Source organism: Amycolatopsis sp. Hca4 (assembly GCF_013364075.1).
GTDB lineage: Bacteria > Actinomycetota > Actinomycetes > Mycobacteriales > Pseudonocardiaceae > Amycolatopsis.
Map to the genome: position 1 here is coordinate 104871 of NZ_CP054925.1, position 23834 is coordinate 128704.

The window sequence follows — 23834 nt, forward strand, 5'->3', positions numbered from 1 at the left end:
GGGGCCAGCTTGCCCGAGGATCAGACCGGGTGCACCGGTGCCGGGTGGTGCCTGCCGATCGGGACGACCAGCGGGGTCCCGCTCACCGGGTCCGGGGTGACCCGGCAGCGGATGTCGAAGACGGTCTCGACGAGCTCCTCGGTGATCACCGAGGCCGGGTCGCCGGCGGCGACCACGCGGCCCTGCTTCATCGCGATCAGGTGGTCGGCGTAGCGGCACGCCTGCGGGAGGTCGTGCAGGACCATCACCACCGTGCGGCCTTCGCCGCGGTTGAGGTCGACCACCAGGTCCAGCACGTCGATCTGGTGAGCCAGGTCCAGGTACGTCGTCGGCTCGTCGAGCAGCAGCACCGGGGTGGCCTGGGCGACGGCCATCGCGATCCACGCCCGCTGCCGCTGGCCGCCGGACAGCTCGTCCACCGGACGGTCGGCCAGCTCGGTCAGCGAAGTCGCCGCCAGCGCCGCGGCGACTGCGCCTTCGTCCGATGTGGACCACTGCCGCCACCAGCTCTGGTGCGGGGCGCGGCCGCGGGCGACCAGGTCCGCCACCGTCATGCCCTCGGGCGCCACCGGGGACTGCGGCAGGATGCCGAGCCGCTGGGCGACCTGGCGGGTGGGGAGGTCCTGGATCGACCGGCCGTCGAGGTACACCCCGCCGGACTTCGGCGTCAGCAGCCGGGCCAGCGTGCGCAGCAGCGTCGACTTCCCGCACGCGTTCGCGCCGACGATCGCGGTGATCCGGCCGGGCGGGATCTCGAGGTCGAGGCCGTCGATGACGACCCGGTCGGCGTAGGCGACGCGCAGGTCCTGCACCCGCAACGACGGTGTCATCTTCTCAGCCTCCGGAGCCGGATCGGTTGGCCCTGGCCAGCAGCCAGAGCAGCAGCGGGGCGCCGAGCACGCCGGTCACGATGCCGACCGGCAGCGGGGACGCGGTGACGGTGCGGGCCAGGATGTCGCTGCCCAGCACCACGACCGCGCCGGTCAGCGCGGACGCGGCCGGCGGCGGGGACGCCTGGTGCGCCAGGCGTTGCGCGATCTGCGGTGCGGTCAGCGCGACGAACGAGATCGGGCCCGCCGAAGCCGTGGCGAAGGCGACCAGCCCGGCGCCGGCCAGCAGCAGGCCCAGCCGCACCGGCTGGACCGGCGTGCCGAGCCCGGCCGCGACGTCGTCGCCGAGCTGCAGCGTGCGCATCCACCGGGACAGGGCCAGCACGAGCGGCAGCAGCACCGCCAGTGCGCACGCCAGCGGGACGACGTGCTCCCAGCCGCGGTTGGCGAGGTTGCCGACCAGCCAGCCGATCGACGCCTGCGCTTCGGTGATCTGCGCGCGGCTGAGCAGGTAGTCGGTCAGGCTGGTGCACATGGCGAAGATGCCGATGCCGACCAGGATGATCCGGTAGCCGGTGGTGCCGCGCCGCCACGCGAGGACGTACACGAGCAGGCCGGTCAGCAGCCCGCCGAGCAGGCCGAGCGTGGTGGTGCCGAGGCCGCCGCCGAAGCCGAACGAGATCCCGGCGACGACGGCCGTGGCCGCGCCCGCGTTGATCCCGATCATGTCGGGGCTGGCCAGCGGGTTGCGCGTGACGGTCTGGAACACCGCGCCGGAGGCGCCGAACGCCAGCCCGGCCAGCAGCCCGGTCAGCGCCCGCGGCAGCCGCAGCTCCTGCACGATGTACCCGGTGCCGCTGTCCCCGCCGCCGAACACCGCCGACAGGACGTCGGACACGCCGAGCGGGACGTCCCCGATCGTCATGCCCACGCAGAATAACGCGAACGCCAGCACGGCGAGCACGAGCGAGACGGCCACCAGCCGGAACCGGACCTGCCCGGACACCGGGGGCTTCGCCAGGCGGAAGGTGACGCGGTCACGCCGCAGCTGCAGCAGGCTCATCAGGACTCCACCAGCTTGCGGCGGCGGACCAGCCAGATGAAGAACGGCGCGCCGAGGAAGGCGACGATCACACCGGCGCGGACTTCGCCGGGCCGCGCCATGGTCCGGCCGAGGACGTCCGCGGCCAGCAGCAGGCAGGGGGCGAGCACGGCGGTGTAGGGCAGCAGCCACCGGTGGTCGGGCCCGATGACGAACCGCACGGCGTGCGGGACGATCAGGCCGAGGAACACGATCGGGCCGGCGACCGCGACGGAAGCGCCGGTCAGCAGCGTGACCGCCAAGGCGCCGCGCAGCCGCAGCGGGCCGAGCCGCCGTCCGAGCGCGACCGCGACGTCGTCGCCGAGCGCCAAGCTGTTCAGCGAGGGCCCGCTGGCGATCGCCAGCACGAACCCGGCGAGCAGGAACGGCAGGACCCGCAGCAGCGAACCGCCGTCGACCCCGGCGAGCGACCCGGCCGACCAGAACCGGAAGCGGTTGAGCGCCACCGGGTCCGACAGGACCATCGCGCTGGTGAACGAGCCCAGCAGCGCCGTCACGGCGGCTCCGGCGAGGGCGAGCTTGACCGGGCTCGAGCCGCTGCGGCCGCGGGTGCCGAGGAAGTAGACGACGACGGTCGCGGCGAGCGCGCCGGCGAAGGCGAACCAGACGTAGCCGTAGAGCGAGCTGACGCCGAGCACGGTGATGGAGAAGACGATGGCGAACGCGGCGCCGGCGCTGATGCCGAGCAGGCCCGGCTCGGCCAGCGGGTTGCGGGTCAGGGCCTGCATGAGGGTGCCGGACAGGCCCAGTGCCGCACCGACCAGCACCGCGAGCAGGGTCCGCGGCATCCGGACACTGTGGATGATCACCGCGTCGGCCGAGCCGTCGTCGTGCCGGAGCACCTGCCACACGGCGCCGAACGAAATCTCCTTCGACCCCAGCCAGATGCTCAGCAAGCAGAGGAAAACCAGCACTCCGAGAGCGGCCAGCAGACCGAGTGCGCGGCCCGTGTGTGGCGGGCGTCGCCTGAGAGCGATCCCTCCGGGGTCTGTTCGCACCGCACCTCCGACTGGTACTGATTTTAGGTAAGGCTAACCGATGGTACAGGAGTGCATCCTCACCATCCGTTTGTTAGGGTCACCTAAGTTCGCGCTCCGATCGGGGCGCCGTGAGCAGCGGGAGGCTGGTCTACCGGTGAGCAACGGTGACGCTGTGCAGCAGCAGGTGTCGAGGCTCGGGTTCTGGCGGGACCGCCTCGCATCGGCGCCCGAGGAGCTGCCGCTGCCGGTCGACCGGCCGTACCCGGCGGAGCCCGCCGCCCCGGTGGTGCTCGGCCGCCCGGTGCCGGAGGCCGACGAGTTGACCCTGCTGGCGGCGTTCACGGTGCTGTTGTCCCGCTACGCGGGAACCGTCGACGTCCGGCTGGGAATCGGCTCGCTGGTGCCGCTGCGGGTGGACCTGGGCGGCTCGCCCGGGTTCGCCGAGGTGGTGGCCCGGGTGCGCGAGGCGCGCGAGGAAGCGCTGGCGCACGAGGTGCCCTTCGCCGACCTGGTCGCCGAACTGGACCCCGAGCCCGGTCGCGGGGGCTCGCTGCTCGTCAACGTCGGCTTCGGTGCCGAAACGGACCTGCCGCTGGATCTGAACCTGACCGCGGACGGGTTGCGCTACCGCGCCGACGTGCTCGAAGAGTCCACTGTGGAGCACATGCTCGGCCACCTGGGCCACCTCCTCGCCGAGGCGACCGAGCGTCCACAGTGGCCGGTCGACCGGCTCGCCCTGCTGGCCGCCGAGGAACGACACGAGATCCTGGCCGGCTGGAACGCCACGAACCTGGCGACTCCGCCGGCCACGTTCCCGGAGCTGTTCGCGGCCCGCGTCCGCGAAAACCCGGACGCCGTCGCGCTCGTCTTCGAAGACGAGGAGCTCACCTACGCCGAGCTGGACGCGCGCGCCAACCGGCTCGCCCACGTCCTGATCGGCCGCGGTGCCGGGCCCGAGCGGGTGGTCGCGCTCGCCGTGCCGCGTTCGATCGAGATGATCGTGGCCGAGCTCGCGGTGCTCAAGGCCGGGGCCGCGTACCTGCCGCTGGACCAGGACTACCCGGCCGAACGGATCGCCTTCATGGTGTCCGACGCGCGCCCGGTGTGCGTGGTGACGACCGGCGAACTCGCCGACCGCTTCGACGGCGACCTCCTCCTGCTGGACGAGGTGGACCTGGCCGACGGCCCGGCGACGGACCCGGCCGCCGCGATCGTCCCGGCCAACGCCGCCTACGTGATCTACACGTCGGGTTCCACCGGCCGTCCCAAAGGTGTCGTGGTCTCGCACGCGGGGGTGGCGAAGCTCGTCGCGACGCAGTCCGAGCGGTTCGGCGTCGGCCCGCACAGCCGGGTGCTGCAGTTCGCGTCGCCGAGTTTCGACGTGGCTTTCTGGGACCTGTGCCTCGGGCTGCTCTCGGGTGGCCGGCTGGTGATCGTCCCGGCCGAACGCCGGGTGCCCGGCCCGGAACTGGCCGAGTACGCGCACGCCCACGGCGTCGATTTCATGATCCTGCCGCCCGCCCTGCTCGCCGAGTTCCCCGAGGACTGCGACCTGCCGCGGGACAGCGTGCTGCTGGCCGGGACCGAGCGGGTGTCGCCGGAGCTGGTGCGCCGCTGGGCGCCGGGGCGGCGGATGTTCAACGCCTACGGCCCGACCGAGGCCACGACCAACTCCACGCTCGGGCTCTGCGACCCGGAGATCGCCCCCGGCTCGGCCGTGCCGATCGGCGTGCCGGACCCCGGCACCCGCGCGTACGTCCTCGACGCGCACCTGGCCCCGGTGCCGCCCGGGGTGGTGGGGGAGCTGTACCTCGCGGGCTCCGGCTTGGCTCGCGGTTATCTCGGGCGGCCGGGGTTGACGGCGGAGCGGTTCGTGGCCGACCCGTTCGGTTCGGGTGGGCGGCTGTACCGTACTGGTGACCTGGTCAAGTGGCTGCCGGACGGGCGGCTGGTGTTTCTCGGCCGGGCCGACGACCAGGTCAAGATCCGCGGCTACCGCATCGAACTCGGCGAGATCGAATCCGTGCTCGCCGAGCACCCGCGGGTCGGCCAGTCGGTCGTCGTCGCGCAGGACGGGCAGCTGATCGCCTACGCCGTACCGGTGCCCGACCGCGACCCGGCGGCCGAGCAGGGGCACGTCGACGAATGGCACGACGTCCACGAAGAGATGCTCGCCGGTTCTCGCGGCATCGAAGAGAACTTCGCGGGCTGGAACTCCAGCTACGACGGCTCGGAGATCCCCCTCGCCGAGATGCGCGAGTGGCACGCGGCGACGATCGACCGGATCCGCGCCCTGCGGCCGAAGCGGGTGCTGGAGATCGGCGTCGGCAGCGGGCTGATCCTGTCGCGGATCGCCCCGGACTCCGAAACCTACTGGGGTGTCGACCTTTCCGAGAGCGCCATCGAGAACGTCCGCCGCGAAGTCGCCGGCATGCCCTTCGCGGACAAGGTGCACCTGGCGGCCCGGCCCGCGCACGATCTCGGGGAGCTGCCGCCGTTCGACACGGTGATCATCAACTCGGTCGCCCAGTACTTCCCGAGCGCGGACTACCTCGCCGAGGTCGTCAAGACCGCCGCGGGCCTGCTCACGCCGGGCGGGACGATCTTCCTCGGCGACATCCGGAACCTCCGCTCGCTGCGGGCGTTCCGGACCGCGGTCGAGCTGCACCGCGGCCGGGCCGACGTCGCCGCGGTGGACCAGGCGATCGCCCGGGAGGGCGAGCTGGTCCTCGACCCGGACTTCTTCCCGGCCCTGGCGCGCGGCCTCGACGGCTTCGGGGACGTCGACCTGTGGGTCAAGCGCGGCCACGCCCACAACGAGCTGACCCGCCACCGCTACGACGTCGTGCTGCGGAAGGCACCTCGGCCGGAACCGGCGGACGAGCAGGTCGTCGCCTTCGGCGGCCTCGACGCGGTGGAACGGTTCCTGGCCGCCGAGACGCCGGAGCGGCTGCGGGTCACCGCGATCCCGGACGCCCGCCTGGCCGGCGAGCTGGCCGCGGTCCGCGCCCTGGACACCGGCGACGCCTCGGCCGCCTCCGCCGCGCTCGACCGGCGGGACGGCATCGACCCGGAAGCGCTGTACGCGCTCGGCGAGCGGGCCGGCTACCGCGTGGCGGTCACCTTGGCGGCCGAAGGCCTCGAAGCCGTCTTCTCGAGGGGCGAAGACGGCCCGGCCTACCGCCCGGTGCGGCCGACGGGTGCACCGGGGTCGTACGCCAACGACCCCGCGGCCCGCCGCGAAACCGGGGCCCTCGTGGCGTCGCTGCGCGCGCACGTGCGGGACCGGCTGCCGCTGTACATGGTGCCGTCGGCGTTCGTCGTGCTCGACAAACTGCCGGTGCTCGCCTCCGGCAAGCTCGACCGCAAGGCCCTGCCGAGCCCGGAACGGTTCACCGCCGGGCCCGGCCGCGCGCCGCGCAATCCCGTCGAGCAGCTGCTGTGCGAAATGTTCGCCGACGTCCTCGGCGTGCCACAGGCCGGGCCGGACGACGACTTCTTCGCCCTGGGCGGCCACTCGCTGCTGGCCACCCGGCTGATCCAGCGGATCCGCGCGGCCGTCGGTGCCGAGGTACCGGTGCGGGCGGTGTTCGACGCGCCGACGCCGGCCGCGCTCGCGGAGCTGCTCGCCGGGGAGGTCACCGCCGGCGAGCGGCGCCCGCTGGTGCGGGTCACCGAGCGGCCGGAGCGGCTGCCGCTGTCGTTCGCGCAGCAGCGCCTGTGGTTCCTGCACGGCCTGGAAGGCGGCTCCGCGACCTACAACGTCCCGCTCGTCATGCGGCTGGCCGGGGAGCTCGACGTCGACGCGCTGCGCGAAGCGCTCAACGACGTCGTGGCCCGGCACGAGGCCCTGCGGACGGTCTTCCCGGTGGTCGACGGCGTCCCGTACCAGCAGATCCGGCCCGAAGGGACGGTGGCGCTCGCCGTCCGTGTCGTGTCCGATGTGGACTCCGAAGTGGACGCTCTCGTACGCGGGGTGTTCGAGCTCGACGCCGGCGTGCCGGTGCGCGCCGAGCTGCTCACCGCCGGCCCGCGGCGGCACGTGCTGGTCCTGGTGATCCACCACATCGCCGCCGACGGCTGGTCGCTGTCCCCGTTGTGGCGGGACATCGCCGCGGCCTACCGCGCCCGCCTCCGCGGCGATGCTCCACAGTGGACGCCGCTGCCGGTCCAGTACGCGGACTACACGCTCTGGCAGCGCGACCTCCTGGACACCGAAGAAGCCGCCCAGCTCGCCTACTGGCGGGAAACCCTGGCCGGGCTACCCGACCGGATCGCGCTCCCGCTCGACCGGCCGCACCCGCCGGTCTCGGCCTACCGCGGCGGCTTCTTCACCTTCACCTGGGACGCCGGGCTGCAGACGGCGATCGCCGACCTCGCGCGCGCCTGCGGCGCCAGCCCGTTCATGGTCGTGCACGCGGGCCTGACGGCCCTGCTGTCCCGGCTCGGCGCGGGCACCGACATCCCGATCGGCACCCCGATCGCCGGCCGCACCGACCCCGCCCTCGACGACCTCGTCGGCTTCTTCGTCAACACCCTGGTCCTGCGCGTCGACACGAGCGGCGACCCGGCGTTTCGCGACCTGGTCGCCCGGGTGCGCGAGCGCAGCCTCGACGCCTACGCCCACCAGGACGTCCCGTTCGAGCGGCTGGTCGAAGCGCTCAACCCGGCGCGCTCGCCGGCGCACCACCCGCTGTTCCAGACCATGCTCGCCTGGCAGAACACCCCCGGCGCCGGCGTCGAGCTGCCCGGGCTGACCGTCACCGAGCAGCCGGTCGGCACCGGCACGGCCAAGTTCGACCTCTGGTTCTCCTTCACCGAGGGGGCCGACGGCCTCCACGGCCAGGCCGAGTTCAACGCCGAGGTGTTCGACCGGACGACCGTCACCGGCCTGCTCGACCGCCTGGAAACCCTGCTCCGGCAGGTCGCCGCCGCCCCGGACCGCCGCCTGGGCAGCCTCGACGTGCTCACCCCGGCCGAGCGCGACAGCCTCGAACAGAGCTGGTCGGGAGCCGTCGAGGACGTCCCCGCGGTCACCGTGCCCGAGCTGTTCGCCGCCCAGGTCGCGCGCACGCCCGATCACCCGGCCCTGGTCTTCGAGGACGAGGAACTCACCTACGCCGAGCTCGACGCCTTATCGAACCGCCTGGCCCGCGTGCTGGCCGCGCGGGGAGCCGGGCCCGAGCGCGTGGTCGCGCTGGCCCTGCCCCGCTCGACGCACCTGGTCACTGCGATCCTCGCGGTGCTCAAGACGGGCGCGGCCTACCTCCCGCTCGACCCCGGCTACCCGGCCGACCGCATCGCGTTCATGCTCGAAGACGCCGCCCCGGCCCTGGTGCTGGCCGTCGCGGAGACCGCCGTCGACGGTGCCCTGCTTCTGGACGACCCCGAAACCCTGGCCGGAGTGTCGGACGCGTCCCTGGACGTCGTCCTCCGGCCGGAGAACCCGGCGTACGTCATCTACACGTCCGGCTCGACGGGCCGGCCCAAGGGGGTCGTCGTCCCGCACGCCGGGATCGTCAACCGGCTCCTCTGGATGCAGGACGAGTACGGCCTCACCGCCGACGACCGCGTGCTGCAGAAGACGCCGTCCAGCTTCGACGTCTCGGTGTGGGAGTTCCTCTGGCCGCTGCTCACCGGCGCCACCGAGGTGCTCGCCCGGCCGGACGGGCACAAGGACCCCGCCTACCTCACCCGGCTGATCCGCGAGCGCGGCATCACGACCGTCCACTTCGTCCCGTCGATGCTCCAGGTCTTCCTGCAGGAACCGGCGGCGGGGGAGTGCACGAGCCTGCGCCGGGTCCTGTGCAGCGGCGAAGCTCTGCCCCCGGACGCCGTCGCTCAGTTCGGTCAGGTCCTCGACACCGAGCTGCACAACCTCTACGGCCCCACCGAAGCGTCGATCGACGTCACCGCACAAAGGACGTCCACCGAGGACACTTCTGTCCCCATCGGACGTCCGGTGTGGAACACCCGCACCTACGTCCTCGACGCCGCCCTGCGCCCGGTCCCGCCGGGCACCCCCGGCGAGCTGTACCTGGCCGGCGTCCAGCTCGCCCGCGGCTACCTCGGCCGGGCCGGGCTCACCGCCGAGCGGTTCGTCGCCGACCCGTTCGGCGCGCCGGGCACGCGCATGTACCGCACCGGCGACCTCGCCCGCTTCCGCCCCGACGGCGTCCTCGAATTCCTCGGCCGCGGCGACGAGCAGGTCAAGATCCGCGGCTTCCGCGTCGAGCCCGGCGAGATCGCCGCGACCCTGGCCGCGCACGACGACGTCGCCCACGCCGTCGTCGTCGCCCGCGAAGACCGGCCCGGCGACGTCCGCCTGGTCGGGTACGTCGTGCCCGCCGACACCGCCGGCTCGGCCGAAGAGGAAACCGAGCAGGTCGGGGAGTGGCGTGAGCTCTACGACTCGATGTACTCGGCGGCCGAGGACGAGTTCGCCGGCTGGAATTCCAGCTACACCGGGGAACCGATCCCGCGCGCGGAGATGCGCGAGTGGCGGGACGCGATCGTCACGCGGATCCGCGAGCTGCGGCCGAAGCGGGTGCTGGAAATCGGCGTCGGCACCGGCCTGCTGCTGACCGGGCTGGCCCCGGACTGCGAGACGTACTGGGGCACGGACTTCTCCGCCGAGGTCATCGCGTCGCTGGGGGAGCGGGTCGCGGCCGACCCGGCGCTCGCCGGGCGCGTCGAGCTGCGCACCGGCGACGCCGCCGACGTCACCGGCCTGCCGTCGGGGTTCTTCGACACGATCGTGCTCAACTCCGTCGTCCAGTACTTCCCGAGCGGGGCTTACCTGCTCGACGTCGTGCGCAAGGCCCTGGACCTCCTGGCGCCGGGTGGCTCGCTGTTCGTCGGGGACGTCCGTGACCTGCGTCAGGTCCGGGCGTTCCACACCGCCGTGGCCGAGGCCCGCGGCGGTGACGTCGAACAGCGGCTGTTGCGGGAGAAGGAACTCCTGGTGGCACCGGAGTTCTTCGCGGGCATCGACGGGGTCGCCGCGGACATCCGGGTCAAGCGCGGCCGGGCGGTCAACGAACTCACCCGGTACCGCTACGACGTCGTCCTCCGTCCGGGGGCCGCCGGACCTGCGGAAGCCGAGACGCTGACGTGGGGCACCGATGTGTCCACAGTGGAGGAGGTGGCCGCGCGCCGCCGCAACGGCCTGCGCGTCGAAGGCGTCCCCAACGGGCGGCTCACGGAAGGCGTGGATCCGGAGGACTGGTACGCACTCGGTGCGGTCGTCACCTGGTCCGCAGCCGGTGACGGCTCGGTCGACGTCCTGTTCACCGACGACCCGGCCGGGGCGTTCCGCCCCGGCCCGGGCTCGATCCTGAGCTACACCGGCAACCCGCGGCGCTCGCGCCGGAGCCCGGCGCTCCCGGCGGACCTGCGCACCTTCGCCGCCGGACGGCTGCCCGAGCACATGGTGCCCTCGGCGATCGTCGTGCTCGACGCGCTGCCGGTGACGGCGAACGGCAAGCTCGACCGCCGTGCGCTGCCCGCCCCGGACGTGAGCGCGCCGGTCTCGGACCGCGAACCGCGCACACCGGTCGAACGACAGCTGTGCGCGCTGTTCGCCGACGTCCTCGGCCTGCCGCGGGTCGGGCCGGACGACAGCTTCTTCGCTCTCGGCGGGCACTCGCTGCTGGCCACCCGGCTGATCGCCCGCGTCCGCACGACCCTGAACGCCGAACTCGAAGTGCGGGCAGTCTTCGAGACGCCGACCCCGGCAGGCTTGGCCGAGGCGCTCGCCACCGCCCGCGGCACTGCCCGGCCGCCGCTGGTCCCCGCGCGCCGCCCGGACTTCGTCCCGCTGTCCGGCGCCCAGCAGCGGCTGTGGTTCCTGCACCACCTCGAAGGGCCGTCGGCCACCTACAACGTCCCGCTGGTCATGCGGCTCGACGGCGACCTCGACGTCGAAGCGCTGCGCCGGGCGCTGTCGGACGTGGTCGCCCGCCACGAGGCCCTGCGCACCCGCTTCCCGCAGCGGGACGGCGTGCCCTGCCAGGACATCCTCCCGCCCGGCGAGGTCGACCTCCCGGTCCGCGAGGTCGCCGACGTCGACGCGGCCCTGACCGGTCTGGTCCGCGGCTCGTTCGACCTGGAGCGGCACGCGCCGATGCGCGCGGAGCTGCTGCGGCTCGGTGCTCGCGAGCACGTCTTCGCCCTCGTGTTCCACCACATCGCCTCCGACGGCTGGTCGATGGCGCCGCTGTGGCGTGACATCGCCACCGCCTACGCCGCCCGCCGGTCCGGCGAGGCTCCACAGTGGACGCCACTGCCCGTGCAGTACGCGGACTACACGTTGTGGCAACAGGATCTGCTCGGCCGCGAAGACGATCCGGACAGCGTGCTGAGCGCACAGCTGGACTACTGGCGGGACGCCCTCGACGGCCTGCCCGACCGGATCGAGCTGCCGCTGGACCGGCCGCACCCGGCGACCGCGACCTTCCGCGGCGAGCTGCACACCTTCACCTGGGACGCCGGGCTCCACGCGCACCTGGCCGAACTGGCCCGCGAGAGCGGCGCCAGCGTGTTCATGGTCGTGCACGCGGCCCTCGCCGCCCTGCTCACCCGCCTCGGGGCGGGCACGGACGTGCCGATCGGCTCGCCCATCGCCGGCCGCACCGACGCCGCCCTCGACGACCTCGTCGGGTTCTTCGTCAACACCCTCGTGCTGCGCGTGGACACCGGCGGCGAGCCGACGTTCCGGGAGCTGCTGGCCCGGGTCCGCGAGCGCAACCTCGACGCCTACGCCCACCAGGACGTCCCGTTCGAGCGCCTGGTCGAGCTGCTCAACCCGGCGCGGTCGCTGTCGTACCACCCGCTGTTCCAGGTGATGATCGCCGGCCAGAACAACGTCCGCGCGCAAGCGACGCTGCCCGGCCTGGCCGTCACCGAGGTGCCGGTGACCACCGGGACCTCGAAGTTCGACCTGTCGATCTCGCTGACCGAGCGCGACGCCGGCATCGCCGGGGTCCTCGAGTTCAACGCCGACGTCTTCGACCACGCCGGCGCGGACGCCATCCTGCGCCGCCTCGAAGTGCTGCTGCGCGCGGCCGTGGCCGAGCCGGACCGCCCGGTCGGGGCCCTGGACCTGCTCGACGGCGACGAGCGCGACCGGGTGCTCACCGAATGGGCCGGGTCCGGAGACCCGGCGGGCACCGAGACGTTCCCGGGCCTGTTCGCCCGCCGTGTCGCCGAGGCGCCCGACGCGGTGGCGCTCGTCTTCGAGGATGTCGAACTCACCTACGCCGAGGTCGACACCCGCGCCAACCGCCTCGCGCACCTGCTGCTCGCCCGCGGTGCCGGGCCGGAGCGGGTCGTCGCGCTGGCCGTGCCGCGGTCGGCGGAGATGATCGTCGCGGAGCTGGCGGTGCTCAAGGCCGGTGCCGCGTACCTGCCGATCGACGTCGACTACCCGGGCGACCGGATCGCCTTCATGGTCGAGGACGCGGCCCCGGTCTGCGTGGTGACGACCCGGGACGTCGAGGCGAAACTGCCCGCGGCGCTGCCCCGGGTGCTCCTGGACGACCCGGCACTCGAGACGGCGTCCACAGAGGACCCGCAGGTCGCGATCGTGCCGGAGAACGCGGCGTACGTGCTCTACACGTCCGGCTCGTCCGGGCGGCCGAAGGGGGTCGTCCTCCAGCACTCGGGCGTCGCGAAGCTGGTCGCCACCCAGGTCGAACGCTTCGGCGTCGGCCCGCACAGCCGGGTGCTGCAGTTCGCGTCGCCGAGTTTCGACGTCGCCTTCTGGGACCTCTGCCTCGGCCTGCTCTCGGGTGGCCGTCTGGTCGTGGTCCCGGCCGAGCGGCGGGTCGCGGGCCCGGCGCTCACCGAGTACGCCCACGCCCACGGCGTCGACTTCATGATCCTCCCGCCGGCCCTGCTCGACGCCCTGCCGTCGGACCTCGACCTGCCGCGGGACAGCGTGCTGCTGGCGGGCACCGAACGCGTGTCACCCGAGCTGGTGCGCCGCTGGGCGCCGGGGCGGCGGATGTTCAACGCCTACGGCCCGACCGAAGCGACCACCAACTCGACCCTCGGCGAGAGCGACCCCGCCGAGCTGGCGGACGCGACGGTCGTCCCGATCGGCGTCCCCGATCCGGGTACCCGCGCGTACGTCCTGGACGCCGGGCTGCGGCCGGTGCCGCCCGGGGTGGTGGGGGAGCTGTACCTCGCGGGCTCCGGCTTGGCCCGCGGTTATCTCGGGCGGCCGGGGTTGACGGCGGAGCGGTTCGTGGCCGACCCGTTCGGTTCCGGCGGGCGGCTGTACCGGACCGGTGACCTGGTCAAGTGGCTGCCGGACGGGCGGCTGGTGTTTCTCGGCCGGGCCGACGACCAGGTCAAGATCCGCGGCTACCGCATCGAGCTCGGCGAGATCGAATCCGTGCTGGCCGAGCACCCGGCCGTCGGGCAGGCCGTCGTCGTCGCCCAGGACGGGCGGCTCATCGCCTACGCCGTGCCCGCGGCCGGGCGCGACGAAGAAGCCGAGCTGGACCACGTCGGCGAGTGGCGTGAGCTGCACGAGAACGTCTTCACCGAAGCCGCCTCCGGCGGGCTGGAGGAGAACTTCACCGGCTGGAACTCCAGCTACGACGGCTCGGAGATCCCCCTCGCCGAGATGCGCGAGTGGCACGCGGCGACGATCGACCGGATCCGCTCACTGCGGCCGAAGCGCGTCCTGGAGATCGGTGTCGGCAGCGGCCTGATCCTGTCGCGGATCGCGCCGGACGCCGAGGAGTACTGGGGCGTCGACCTGTCCGAAAAGGCCATCGCCAACCTGCGGCGCGAACTCGCGGCGACGCCCCTGGCGAGCAAGGTCCACCTGGCCGCGCGGCCCGCCCACGACCTGGGCGAGCTGCCGGACTTCGACACGGTGATCATCAACTCGGTCGCGCAGTACTTCCCGAGCGTCGGCTACCTCGCCGAAGTCCTCCGCACGGCCGCGGCGCACGTCCGGCCGGGCGGCGTGATCTTCCTCGGCGACATCCGGAACCTCCGGTCGCTGCGGGCGTTCCGGACCGCGACCGAACTGCGCCACGGCCGCCGGGACGTCGCCGCGGTGGACCAGGCGATCGCGCGCGAGGGCGAGCTGGTCCTCGACCCGGACTTCTTCCGGGCCCTGGAACTCGACGGCTTCGGCGACGTCGACGTGTGGGTCAAGCGCGGCCACGCCCACAACGAGCTGACCCGCCACCGCTACGACGTCGTCCTGCGCAAGGCACCGCGCCCCGACACTCCGGAAGAGCAGGTCGTCGCCCTGGACGAGCTGGAACCGGCCCTGGCCGCCCGGCCGGCCCGGCTGCGCGTGACCGGCGTGCCCAACGCCCGGCTGTCCGGGGAACTCGCCGCCGTCGCCGCGCTGGCCGCGGGCGACGCCGAGACCGCACTGTCCTCTTTGGCGGAGCGGTCCGGAGTCGACCCCGAGACGCTGCACGAACTCGGCGAGCGGCACGGCTACCGCGTGTACGCCACCCTCACCGCCGACGAGAGCGAGCTGGAAGTCGTGTTCACCACCGGTGAGCCGCAGCGGATCCACCGCGGCCGCCCGGTCCGGGCCGCCCTCGACACGCTCGGCAACCACCCGTCCGGGCAGCGGGACACGAGCGCGCTGGTCACGGCCCTGCGCGCGCACGTCCGCGACCGGCTGCCGCAGTACATGGTGCCCTCGGCGTTCGTGGTGCTCGACCGGCTGCCGCTGCTGGCGTCCGGCAAGCTGGACCGGCGCGCGCTGCCGAGCCCCGGCAAGCAGGCGGTCACCGCCGGCCGCGCCCCGCGGACCCCGGTCGAGGAAGTCCTGTGCGGTCTCTTCGCCGAGGTCCTCGACACCGCGTCGATCGGCGTCGACGACGACTTCTTCGCCCTCGGCGGGCACTCGCTGATGGCGACCCGCCTGGTCGCGCGGGTGCGCGCGGTCTTCGGCGTCGAACTGCAGGTCCGGTCGGTGTTCGAGACACCGACCGTGGCCGGGCTGGCGGCGTCGCTGGCCACTTCGGACACCTCGGCCCGGCCGGCGCTGGTGCGCGCCGACCCGCGGCCGGACGTGCTGCCGCTGTCGTTCGCCCAGCAGCGGCTGTGGTTCCTGCACCGCCTCGAAGGCCCGTCGGCCACCTACAACATGCCGACGGCGGTCCGGCTGACCGGCGTCCTCGACGTCGGCGCGCTGCGCACGGCGCTGTCCGACGTGGTGGACCGCCACGAAGCCCTGCGCACGGTCTTCCCGGAGATCGACGGCGAAGCCCGGCAACACGTCCTCGACGACGTCACGATCCCGCTGCCGGTCCGCACGGTGACCGAGGCCGCCCTCGCCGACGCGGTGTCGGAAGCGGCGGGCACGGTGTTCGCACTGGAGTCGGAGCTGCCGTTGCGGGCGCAGCTGCTGCGCCTCGGCGCCCGCGAGCACGTCCTCGTGCTGGTGTTCCACCACATCGCCTCCGACGGCTGGTCGACCGCGCCGCTGTGGCGGGACCTCGCGACCGCCTACACCGCGCGGTGCGGCGGTGAACGTCCGCAGTGGACGCCATTGCCGGTGCAGTACGCGGACTACACGCTGTGGCAGCGGGACGTCCTCGGCGAGCCGGTGATCGAGCCGCAGCTGGCCTACTGGCGGGAGACCCTCGCCGGGCTGCCGGAACGGATCGAGCTGCCCACCGACCGGCCGCACCCGGCGGAGGCGTCCTACCGCGGCGAACAGTTCGCCTTCGGCTGGGACGCCGAGCTCCACAGTGGACTCGTCGAGCTGGCCCGCGCCTGCGGGGCCAGCGTGTTCATGGTCGTGCACGCCGGGCTGACCGCAGTGCTCACGCGGCTCGGCGCGGGCACCGACATCCCGCTGGGCACGTCCATCGCCGGCCGCACCGACGCCGCCCTCGACGACCTCGTCGGGTTCTTCGTCAACACCCTCGTGCTGCGCGTGGACACCGGCGGTGATCCGTCGTTCCGCGACCTGGTGGCCCGGGTGCGGGAGCGCAGCCTCGACGCCTACGCCCACCAGGACGTCCCGTTCGAGCGGCTGGTCGAAGCCCTCAACCCGGCGCGGTCGCTGGCCTACCACCCGCTGTTCCAGACGATGATCGCCTGGCAGAACAACGCCGTCGCCGACCTCGTGCTGCCGGGTCTCACCGTCGTGGAGGAGCCGGTCCGCACCGGTACTGCACGCGCCGACCTGACGTTCTTCGTCGGCGAACGGCCCGGGCACCAGGCCGGGATCCGCGGCACGGCCGAGTACAACAGCGACGTCTTCGACCGCACGACCGTCGAGGCGATCCTCGGGCGGCTCCGGACGCTCCTGGCCGCGGTCGTCGCCGACCCGGACACCCGGATCGGGGCGGTCGACCTGCTCACCGCCGCCGAGCACGACCAGCCGGCCGCCGACCCCGCGACCCCGCTGCCCGCGGAGACGGCCGCCGAGCTGTTCTCGGCCCAGGTCGCGCGAACGCCGGACGCGCCGGCCTTGGTGTTCGGCTCCGAGCGGCTCACCTACGCCGAGCTGGACGCCCGGGCCACGGCTCTCGCCCGGGCGCTGCTCGCGCGCGGCGCGGGCCCGGAACGCGTGGTGGCGGTCGCGCTGCCGCGGTCGGTCGACCTGGTCGTCGCCCTTCTGGCGGTGCTCAAGACCGGCGCCGCCTACCTCCCCCTGGACCTGAACCACCCGGCCGGGCGCATCGAGCTGATGCTCACCGATGCCGGACCGCACCTCGTCATCGCGTCGGACGGCTTCGGAGACCGGCTCGTCCGGCCCGGCGACACCGGGCCCGAACCGGCCTGGCCGACGATCCACCCGGACCACCCGGCGTACGTGATCTTCACGTCCGGCTCGACCGGACGTCCGAAGGCGGTCGCCGGCACCCAGCGGGCGCTGGCCAACCGGCTGCACTGGGGCCGGGAACTCGCCCAGGGCGTGCGCATGGCCAAGAGCGCACTGACGTTCATCGACGGCTCCACCGAACTGCTCGGCGGGCTCGTCGCGGGTGACCCGGTGGTCCTCGCCGACGACACGACGGCCACCGACCCTCTCGAGCTGGCCGAATTCGTGCGCGAGACCGTGGCGCAGGTGCTCACCGTCGTCCCGAGCCTCCTCGACACCTTCGCCGAGGACGCCCCGGCCGGGGCGTTCGATTCGGTGACCACCTGGATCACCAGTGGCGAGCCCCTTTCCGAGGCCTTGGCCGAGAAGGTCGCGGCCCGGTGGCCGTCGGCGAAACTGGTCAACCTCTACGGCTGCTCGGAAGTCGCGGGCGACAGCCTGGCCCAGGTCTGCGGGCCGGTGGCCATCGGACGGCCGATCGCCAACACCCGCGCGTACGTCCTCGATGCCGCGTTGCGCCCGGTGCCACCGGGCGTGCGCGGCGAGCTGTACCTCGCCGGCGCCGGGCTCGCCCGGGGCTACCTCGGCCGTCCGGCGCTCACCGCCGAACGGTTCGTCGCCTCGCCGCACCAGCCGGGGGAACGGATGTACCGCACCGGCGACCTCGTCCGCCGCCGCGCCGACGGGGCGTACGAGTTCCTCGGCCGCGCCGACCAGCAGCTCAAGATCCGCGGCTTCCGCGTCGAGCCCGGCGAAGTCGAGGCCGTGCTGATGGCGGACGCCTCGGTGGCGCGCGCGGCCGTGCTCGCCCGGGAGAACCGGCTGATCGCCTACGTGGCGCCGTCGGGCGACCCCGGCGCGCTGCGGGCCCGGGTGGCCGAGCACCTGCCGGAGTACCTGGTGCCGTCGGCGATCGTCGTGCTGCCCGAGCTGCCGGTGAACGCCAACGGCAAGCTCGACCGCGCCGCCCTGCCCGACCCGCAGGTGCGCGCCTCCGGACGGCTCGCGCGAACCCCGGCCGAGCAGGCGCTGTGCGGACTGTTCGCCGACGTCCTCGGTGTTCCGTCGGTGGGCCCGGACGACGGGTTCTTCGCCCTCGGCGGGCACTCCCTGCTGGCGACGCGGCTGGTCAGCCGGATCCGCGCGCTCCTCGGCGTCGAGGTGCCGATCCGGGCGGTGTTCGACGCGCCGACGCCGGCCCGGCTCGCCGAAGCCCTCGACCCGGGCCGGGGCGTGCGCCCCGCGCTGACCCGGGCCGAGCGACCGGAAGTTCTGCCGCCGTCGTTCGCCCAGCAGCGGCTGTGGTTCCTCGACCGCCTGGACGGGCCGTCGGCGACCTACAACATCCCGTGGGCGTGGGACCTGACCGGCCCGGTCGACATCGACGCGCTGCGGGCCGCGCTGGGGGACGTCGTGGCCCGGCACGAGGTCCTCCGGACCCTCCTGGTCGAGGAGCGGGGCACACCGCGGCAGGTCGTGCTCGACCGGGCCGTCCCGGTGCTGGTCACCGAATCCGTGGCCGAAGCCGACCTCGACGAGCGCGTCACCGCGGCGGCGTCGTACTGCTTCACCCTCGACGCGGAGATCCCGATCCGGGTGACCCTGGTTTCGGCCGGACCGGACCGGCACGTCCTGGTCCTGCTGGTGCACCACATCGCGGGCGACGGCTGGTCGCTGCCGCCGCTGAAGCGCGACCTCGGCACCGCCTACGCGGCCCGGCTCCGCGGCGAGCGTCCACAATGGACGCCGTTGCCGGTGCAGTACGCGGACTACACGCTGTGGCAGCGGGAGATGTTCGGCCGCGCCGACGACCCGGACAGCCTCCTCGGCCGCCAGGCGGCGTTCTGGCGGGACACCCTGGCCGGGATCCCGGACGAGCTGGCGCTCCCGGCCGACCGGCCGCGGCCGGCGCGGTCGACCAACCGCGGCGCCGCCGTGCCGTTCACCGTGCCCGCGTCCGTCCACCGAGGACTGCGGGAGCTGGCCCACCGCAGCGACACCAGCACGTTCATGGTCCTGCAGGCGGCACTGGCCGCCCTGCTGACGCGGCTCGGCGCCGGCACCGACATCCCCCTCGGCACCCCGGTGGCCGGCCGCTCCGACCACGCGCTGGAAGACCTCGCCGGTTTCTTCGTCAACACCCTGGTACTGCGGACCGACACCGGCGGCGACCCGACGTTCCGCGAGCTGCTGGACCGCGTCCGCGAGGCCGACCTGGCCGCCTACGCCCACCAGGACCTGCCGTTCGAGCACCTCGTCGAGCTGCTCAACCCGCCCCGGTCCCTGGCCCGGCACCCACTGTTCCAGGTCATGCTCGCGGTCTACCACTCGGGTTCGGAGCCGGAACGACTGCTCGGCCTGGACGCGGCCTACCGGGACACCGGGCTGCGGCAGGCGAAGTTCGACCTGTCGTTCGACCTGGTCGAGACGGCCGAGGGCATCGACGGCGACCTCGAATACAGCCTCGACCTCTTCGACGAGCCGACCGCCCGGACGCTCACCGAGCGCCTGGTCCGGGTGCTGGCGGCGGTCGTCGCGGACCCCGACCGGCCGCTGAGCCGGATCGACGTCCTCGACGCTCCGGAACGGCATCGGATCCTGCACGAGTGGGGTGCCGGGGCGCCGCTCACGCTCTCGGCCCCGACGGTCGTCGACCGGCTGGCCGCCCAGGTGGCGGCGACCCCGGGCGCGACCGCGCTCAGCGACGCCACCTCGAGCGTCACGTTCGCGGAGTTCGGCGCGCGGACCGACCGCCTCGCGCGGTGGCTGGCTTCGCAGGGGGCGGGTCCGGAGAAGGTGGTGGCCCTCGTGCTGCCGCGGTCGGCGGCGGTCGTCGAGGCGATCTTCGGCGTGTTCAAGACGGGCGCGGCGTACCTGCCGATCGATCCGGACCAGCCCTTGGACCGGATCTCGGCGATCCTCGCCGATGCCGGTCCCGCGCTGGTCCTCAGCAGCCGTTCACTGGCTTCGGTGGTGCCCGGCGCGGTGTGTGTCGAGGACATGGTGGACAGTGACGCGGCGCTCACCCCGCCGTCGCCGGCGAATCCGGCGTACGTGCTCTACACGTCCGGCTCGACGGGCAAGCCGAAGGGTGTGGTCGTTCCGCACTCGGGCCTGGTCAACCTGTTCCACAGCCACCGCGAGACGCTCTACCGCCCGGCCGTCGCCGCCGCGGGCGGGCGGCGGCTGCGGGTCGGGCACGCGTGGGCGTTCTTCTTCGACGCGTCCTGGCAGCCGCAGCTGTGGCTGCTCGACGGGCACGAGGTGCACGTCGTCGACGACGAGACCCGCCGCGACCCTGCGCGGCTGGCGGCGGTGGTGCGCGAGCGTGAGCTCGACTTCCTCGAACTCACGCCGTCGCACTTCGCGCAGCTGGCCGCAGCCGGGGTGATCGCGGACGGCGCGTGTGCGCTCGGTGTCGTCGGCGTCGGCGGCGAAGCCGTTTCGCAGGCGCTGTGGGAGACGCTGTCGTCGATGCCGGGCACGGAGGCGTACAACCTCTACGGCCCGACCGAGGCCACTGTGGACGCTCTGGTCGGCCGCTTCGGCGACGCCGACCGGCCGGTGGTCGGGCGTCCGGTGCACAACACGCGCGCGTACGTCCTCGACGGTGGTCTTTCGCCGGTCCCGGCCGGGGTGCCGGGCGAGCTGTACCTGGCCGGCGCCGGGCTGGCCCGCGGCTACCACGCGCGGCCGGCGCTGACCGCCGAACGGTTCGTCGCTTCGCCGCATCAGCCGGGGGAGCGGATGTACCGCACCGGCGACCTGGTGCGCTGGCGGCCGGACGGGCAGTTGGAGTACCTCGGCCGCACCGACGACCAGGTCAAGATCCGCGGCTTCCGCATCGAGCCGGGCGAAATCGAGACGGCGCTGACCCGGCACGACGACGTCACGGAGGCACTGGTCGTCGTCCGCGAGGAGCGGCTGGTCGCCTACACGACCCCGGCGACCGCGGATCCGGGGGAGCTGCGGGAGTTCCTGGCCCGGTCACTGCCGGAGTACATGGTGCCCGCGGCGATCGTGCCCCTGGACGCGTTCCCGGTGACACGCAACGGGAAGCTCGACCGGGCGGCGTTGCCGGTGCCGGAGTTCTCCACGCGCGGGCGGGCGCCGGAAACGCCGCTGGAAAAGGCTCTCTGCGAGATCTTCGCGGAGGTGCTGGACGTCGCCGCCGTCGGCGCCGACGACGACCTGTTCACCCTCGGCGGCCACTCGATGCTGCTGGTGGTCCTGCGCAACCGGATCACCGAGCGGTTCGGGACCGAGCTGCCGATCGCCGAATTCTTCCGCACCCCCACCGCGGCGGGCCTCGCCGCGCTGGTGACCCGAGACGAGGACCAGTCGTGCAGCGCACCCTGATGAACGCCAAGATCCACCGCGCCACCGTCACCCAGGCCGACCTGCACTACGTCGGCTCGCTGACCATCGACGCCGACCTGATGGCCGCCGCGGACATCGTCGAAGGCGAGAAGGTCCAGGTCGTCGACATCACCAACGGCGCCCGGCTGGAGACCTACGCCATCACCGGCGAGCCGGGGTCCGGCGTGATCGGCGTCAACGGCGCGGCCGCGCACCTGGTGCACCCCGGCGACCTCGTCATCATCATCACCTACGCCCAGGTGGAGGAGGCCGAGCGCGCCGGGCACCGGCCGCGGGTGGTGCACGTCGACGCGGACAACCGGCAGGTCCACCTCGGACACGACCCGGCCGAGCCGGTGCCGGGTGCGGTCGGGCAGCTGTCCGGCCGTGGGCGCTGACACAGTTGCTTTTGAGAGGCTTACCTAAATAAGGTATGCCTAAGTAACTGCTGGTCTGCGAGAGGTGCTCATGTCCGTGTTCCCCAATGCCGGGCTCAGCCGGCGTGGCTTCCTGATCGGGACGGGTGGCCTCGCGGCCGCCGCGGCCCTCACCGCGTGCGGCAGCGGCGGCGACAAGCCGGCGGCGGGCTCTTCCGGCCCGTGGGAGTTCACCGACGACCGCGGCCAGAAGGCCGCGCGCGACCAGCGTCCGACGCGGGTGGTGGCCTACGCCAGCTCGGCCGCGGCGCTCTGGGACTACGGCGTCCGCCCGGTCGGCGTGTTCGGCCCGCAGAAGACCGCCGACGGCGGCAAGGAGATCCAGGCCGGCAACATCGACCTGAACGCCGTCACCTCGGTCGGCAACGCGTGGGACGACTTCAGCATGGAGAAGTTCGCCGCCCTCAAGCCGGACCTGGTCGTCACCGGACTCACCGGCACCAAGCCGACGGACATGTGGGTGCTCACCGGCGACCTCGGCCCCAAGGTGCAGCAGGTTGCGCCGGTGGTCGCGCTGTCGGAGTACAAGGTCACGCTGCCCAAGGTGATCGAGCGCTACGCGCAGCTGGCCGTCGCCCTGGGCGGCGACGCGAATTCGGACACCATGAAGAAGGCCAAGGAGGACTTCGACAAGGCGTCCGAGGAGCTGCGCGCGGCGGCCAAGGAGAAGGCCGGACTGAAGGTCCTGGTGCTCTACGGCGACAAGGACGGCCTGTACATCGCCAAGCCGGACTTCTTCGCCGACCTGGCGTACTACCGCGAGCTCGGCCTGGACATCGTCTCCGGCGGCGGCAGCGAGGACTACTGGGAGCAGCTGTCCTGGGAGCAGGCGGGCAAGTACCCGGCCGACCTGATCCTGACCGACTCGCGCTCGTACGCGATGCCGCGCGCCCAGATGACGCAGTTCCCGACCTGGAACCAGCTGCCCGCGGTGAAGGCGAACCAGCTCGGCGACTGGTCCGCCGAGCCGCGGTTCAACCACCTGCTCGCCACGCCGGTCATCCAGAAGCTGACCGCGCTGGTCAAGGGTGCCCGCACGGACATCACCGCCTGAGGAGGCCCGCGATGACCAACCCGTTCGAAGACCCGGCCGGGACGTACCTGGTGCTGGTCAACGCCGAGAACCAGCACAGCCTGTGGCCGCAGTCCGTCGACGTCCCGGCGGGCTGGACGGTCGCCTTCGGCCCGTCTTCCCGCCAGGAGTGCCTGGACTACGTGGAAGCGAACTGGACGGACATGCGCCCCAAGTCCCTGGCCGACGCCATGGACGCCTGACCACCCTCCCGCACGACACGCCGGAAGCCGAATGGCTCCCGGCGTGTCGTCCATTCAGCCCTGTCACGAATCAATTCGGTGTCCCCCTTCCTCGCGGGGTCGCTATCGTCCGCCGGGTGAAACTCGGATCGCGCATCTTCGTCGTCATCGCGGCAGCATGGGCAATGGGAACGGGAGTCACGGCTCCGGCGATGGCGGAAACCAATCAGACGCTCGAAATCAAGAACGTCGCCATGGGCAAATGCCTCGGCGTCGGGGCGCCGACCTATGCCTGGGTGACGGTGGAGACCTGCACCGGCGCCCAAACCCAGCAGTGGGAGCGCATCCCCGTGGACGGCGAGAAAGTGATTCTCCGCAACCTCGGCGACCGAACCTGCGTGAAAGGAATCGACAACGTCGTCCGCTACGAATGCGACGACGAGGACGCGGAGCAGTACTGGGTGCTCGCCGGCGAGAAGCTGACGCACGCCAAGACGGGCCGGGTGGCCGACACCGTCCTGTACGACAACTTCGGCGTCTTCCTGCAGAACGCCGGCCGCAGCGACTACCAGCGGTGGCAGTTCCGGGTCACCGGGAGTGCGCCGGTCCCGCCGCCGGACACCAGCGGCCGGGTGGTCCGGATCGAGAGCGTGTCGGAACACAAGTGCGTCGCGGCCGTCGGCACCGCCGCGAAGCAGGCCGACTGCGCCGCCGCGGCGGAACAGAAGTTCCAGCGGGTCGAGCTCGGCGGGGGCGTGGTCCAGCTGCGCAACCTCACCACCGGCACCTGCTTGCGCACCGGGTCGTCCGGATCGCCGCGCGTCGATCTGGTGAGCACCTGCGCCTCGGACGACCCGGCGCAGCAGTGGCAGGTCGAGCCCGACCTGATCGGCACGTTCCGGGTGCGCAACGTCGCCGGCGGGACCTACCTCACGCCGAGCGGCGGCGGCAACATCTCGACCTATGAGCGCACTTCCCCGGCGAACTGGCAGAAGTGGCAGCTCGCCATCGCCTGACCGTGTTCGCGGTGCCGGCCGGGATCGGCCGGCACCG

Annotated in this window: 8 protein-coding genes; 5 read left to right on the forward strand and 3 right to left on the reverse strand. The window is 73.1% G+C overall.

Translation table 11 applies throughout. The annotated features are described in order from the left end of the window. Positions 1 to 20 precede the first annotated feature (20 nt). From HUT10_RS00495 to HUT10_RS00505, 3 genes are read right to left on the reverse strand one after another with little or no spacing between them, the layout of a single operon-like run. A complete protein-coding gene (locus HUT10_RS00495; protein ID WP_176169363.1) occupies positions 21 to 830 on the reverse strand; it encodes an ABC transporter ATP-binding protein in 810 nt (269 codons plus the stop codon). 4 nt (positions 831 to 834) lie between these two features. Next, positions 835 to 1893: an iron chelate uptake ABC transporter family permease subunit gene (locus tag HUT10_RS00500; protein WP_176169364.1), complete on the reverse strand. Its 1059-nt coding sequence runs from the start codon at positions 1891 to 1893 to the stop codon at positions 835 to 837. Beyond that, positions 1893 to 2930 (reverse strand): iron ABC transporter permease, encoded by a 1038-nt coding sequence (locus HUT10_RS00505; RefSeq protein WP_176169365.1) that lies wholly within the window; start codon positions 2928 to 2930, stop codon positions 1893 to 1895. Before HUT10_RS00505 ends, HUT10_RS00500 begins: the two co-directional genes overlap by 1 nt. Before the next feature lie 154 nt (positions 2931 to 3084). Between HUT10_RS00505 and HUT10_RS00510 the strand changes: the two genes are divergently transcribed. From HUT10_RS00510 to HUT10_RS00530, 5 genes are all read left to right on the forward strand, one after another. Further along, positions 3085 to 21090 carry a non-ribosomal peptide synthetase gene (locus HUT10_RS00510; RefSeq protein ID WP_303246935.1) on the forward strand — a complete coding sequence of 6002 codons (18006 nt, stop codon included), beginning with the start codon at positions 3085 to 3087 and terminating at the stop codon, positions 21088 to 21090. Next, positions 21075 to 21488, forward strand: a complete 414-nt coding sequence (gene panD, locus HUT10_RS00515; protein WP_176169367.1) for an aspartate 1-decarboxylase — start codon at positions 21075 to 21077, stop codon at positions 21486 to 21488. The genes HUT10_RS00510 and panD overlap by 16 nt, the downstream gene beginning before the upstream one ends. Before the next feature lie 70 nt (positions 21489 to 21558). Beyond that, positions 21559 to 22581 (forward strand): ABC transporter substrate-binding protein, encoded by a 1023-nt coding sequence (locus HUT10_RS00520; RefSeq protein WP_176169368.1) that lies wholly within the window; start codon positions 21559 to 21561, stop codon positions 22579 to 22581. A gap of 11 nt (positions 22582 to 22592) precedes the next feature. After that, a complete protein-coding gene (locus HUT10_RS00525) occupies positions 22593 to 22802 on the forward strand; it encodes an MbtH family protein (RefSeq protein ID WP_176169369.1) in 210 nt (69 codons plus the stop codon). Positions 22803 to 22918: 116 nt separating this feature from the next. Beyond that, positions 22919 to 23797, forward strand: a complete 879-nt coding sequence (locus HUT10_RS00530; protein ID WP_176169370.1) for an RICIN domain-containing protein — start codon at positions 22919 to 22921, stop codon at positions 23795 to 23797. The last annotated feature ends 37 nt before the right edge of the window (positions 23798 to 23834 follow it).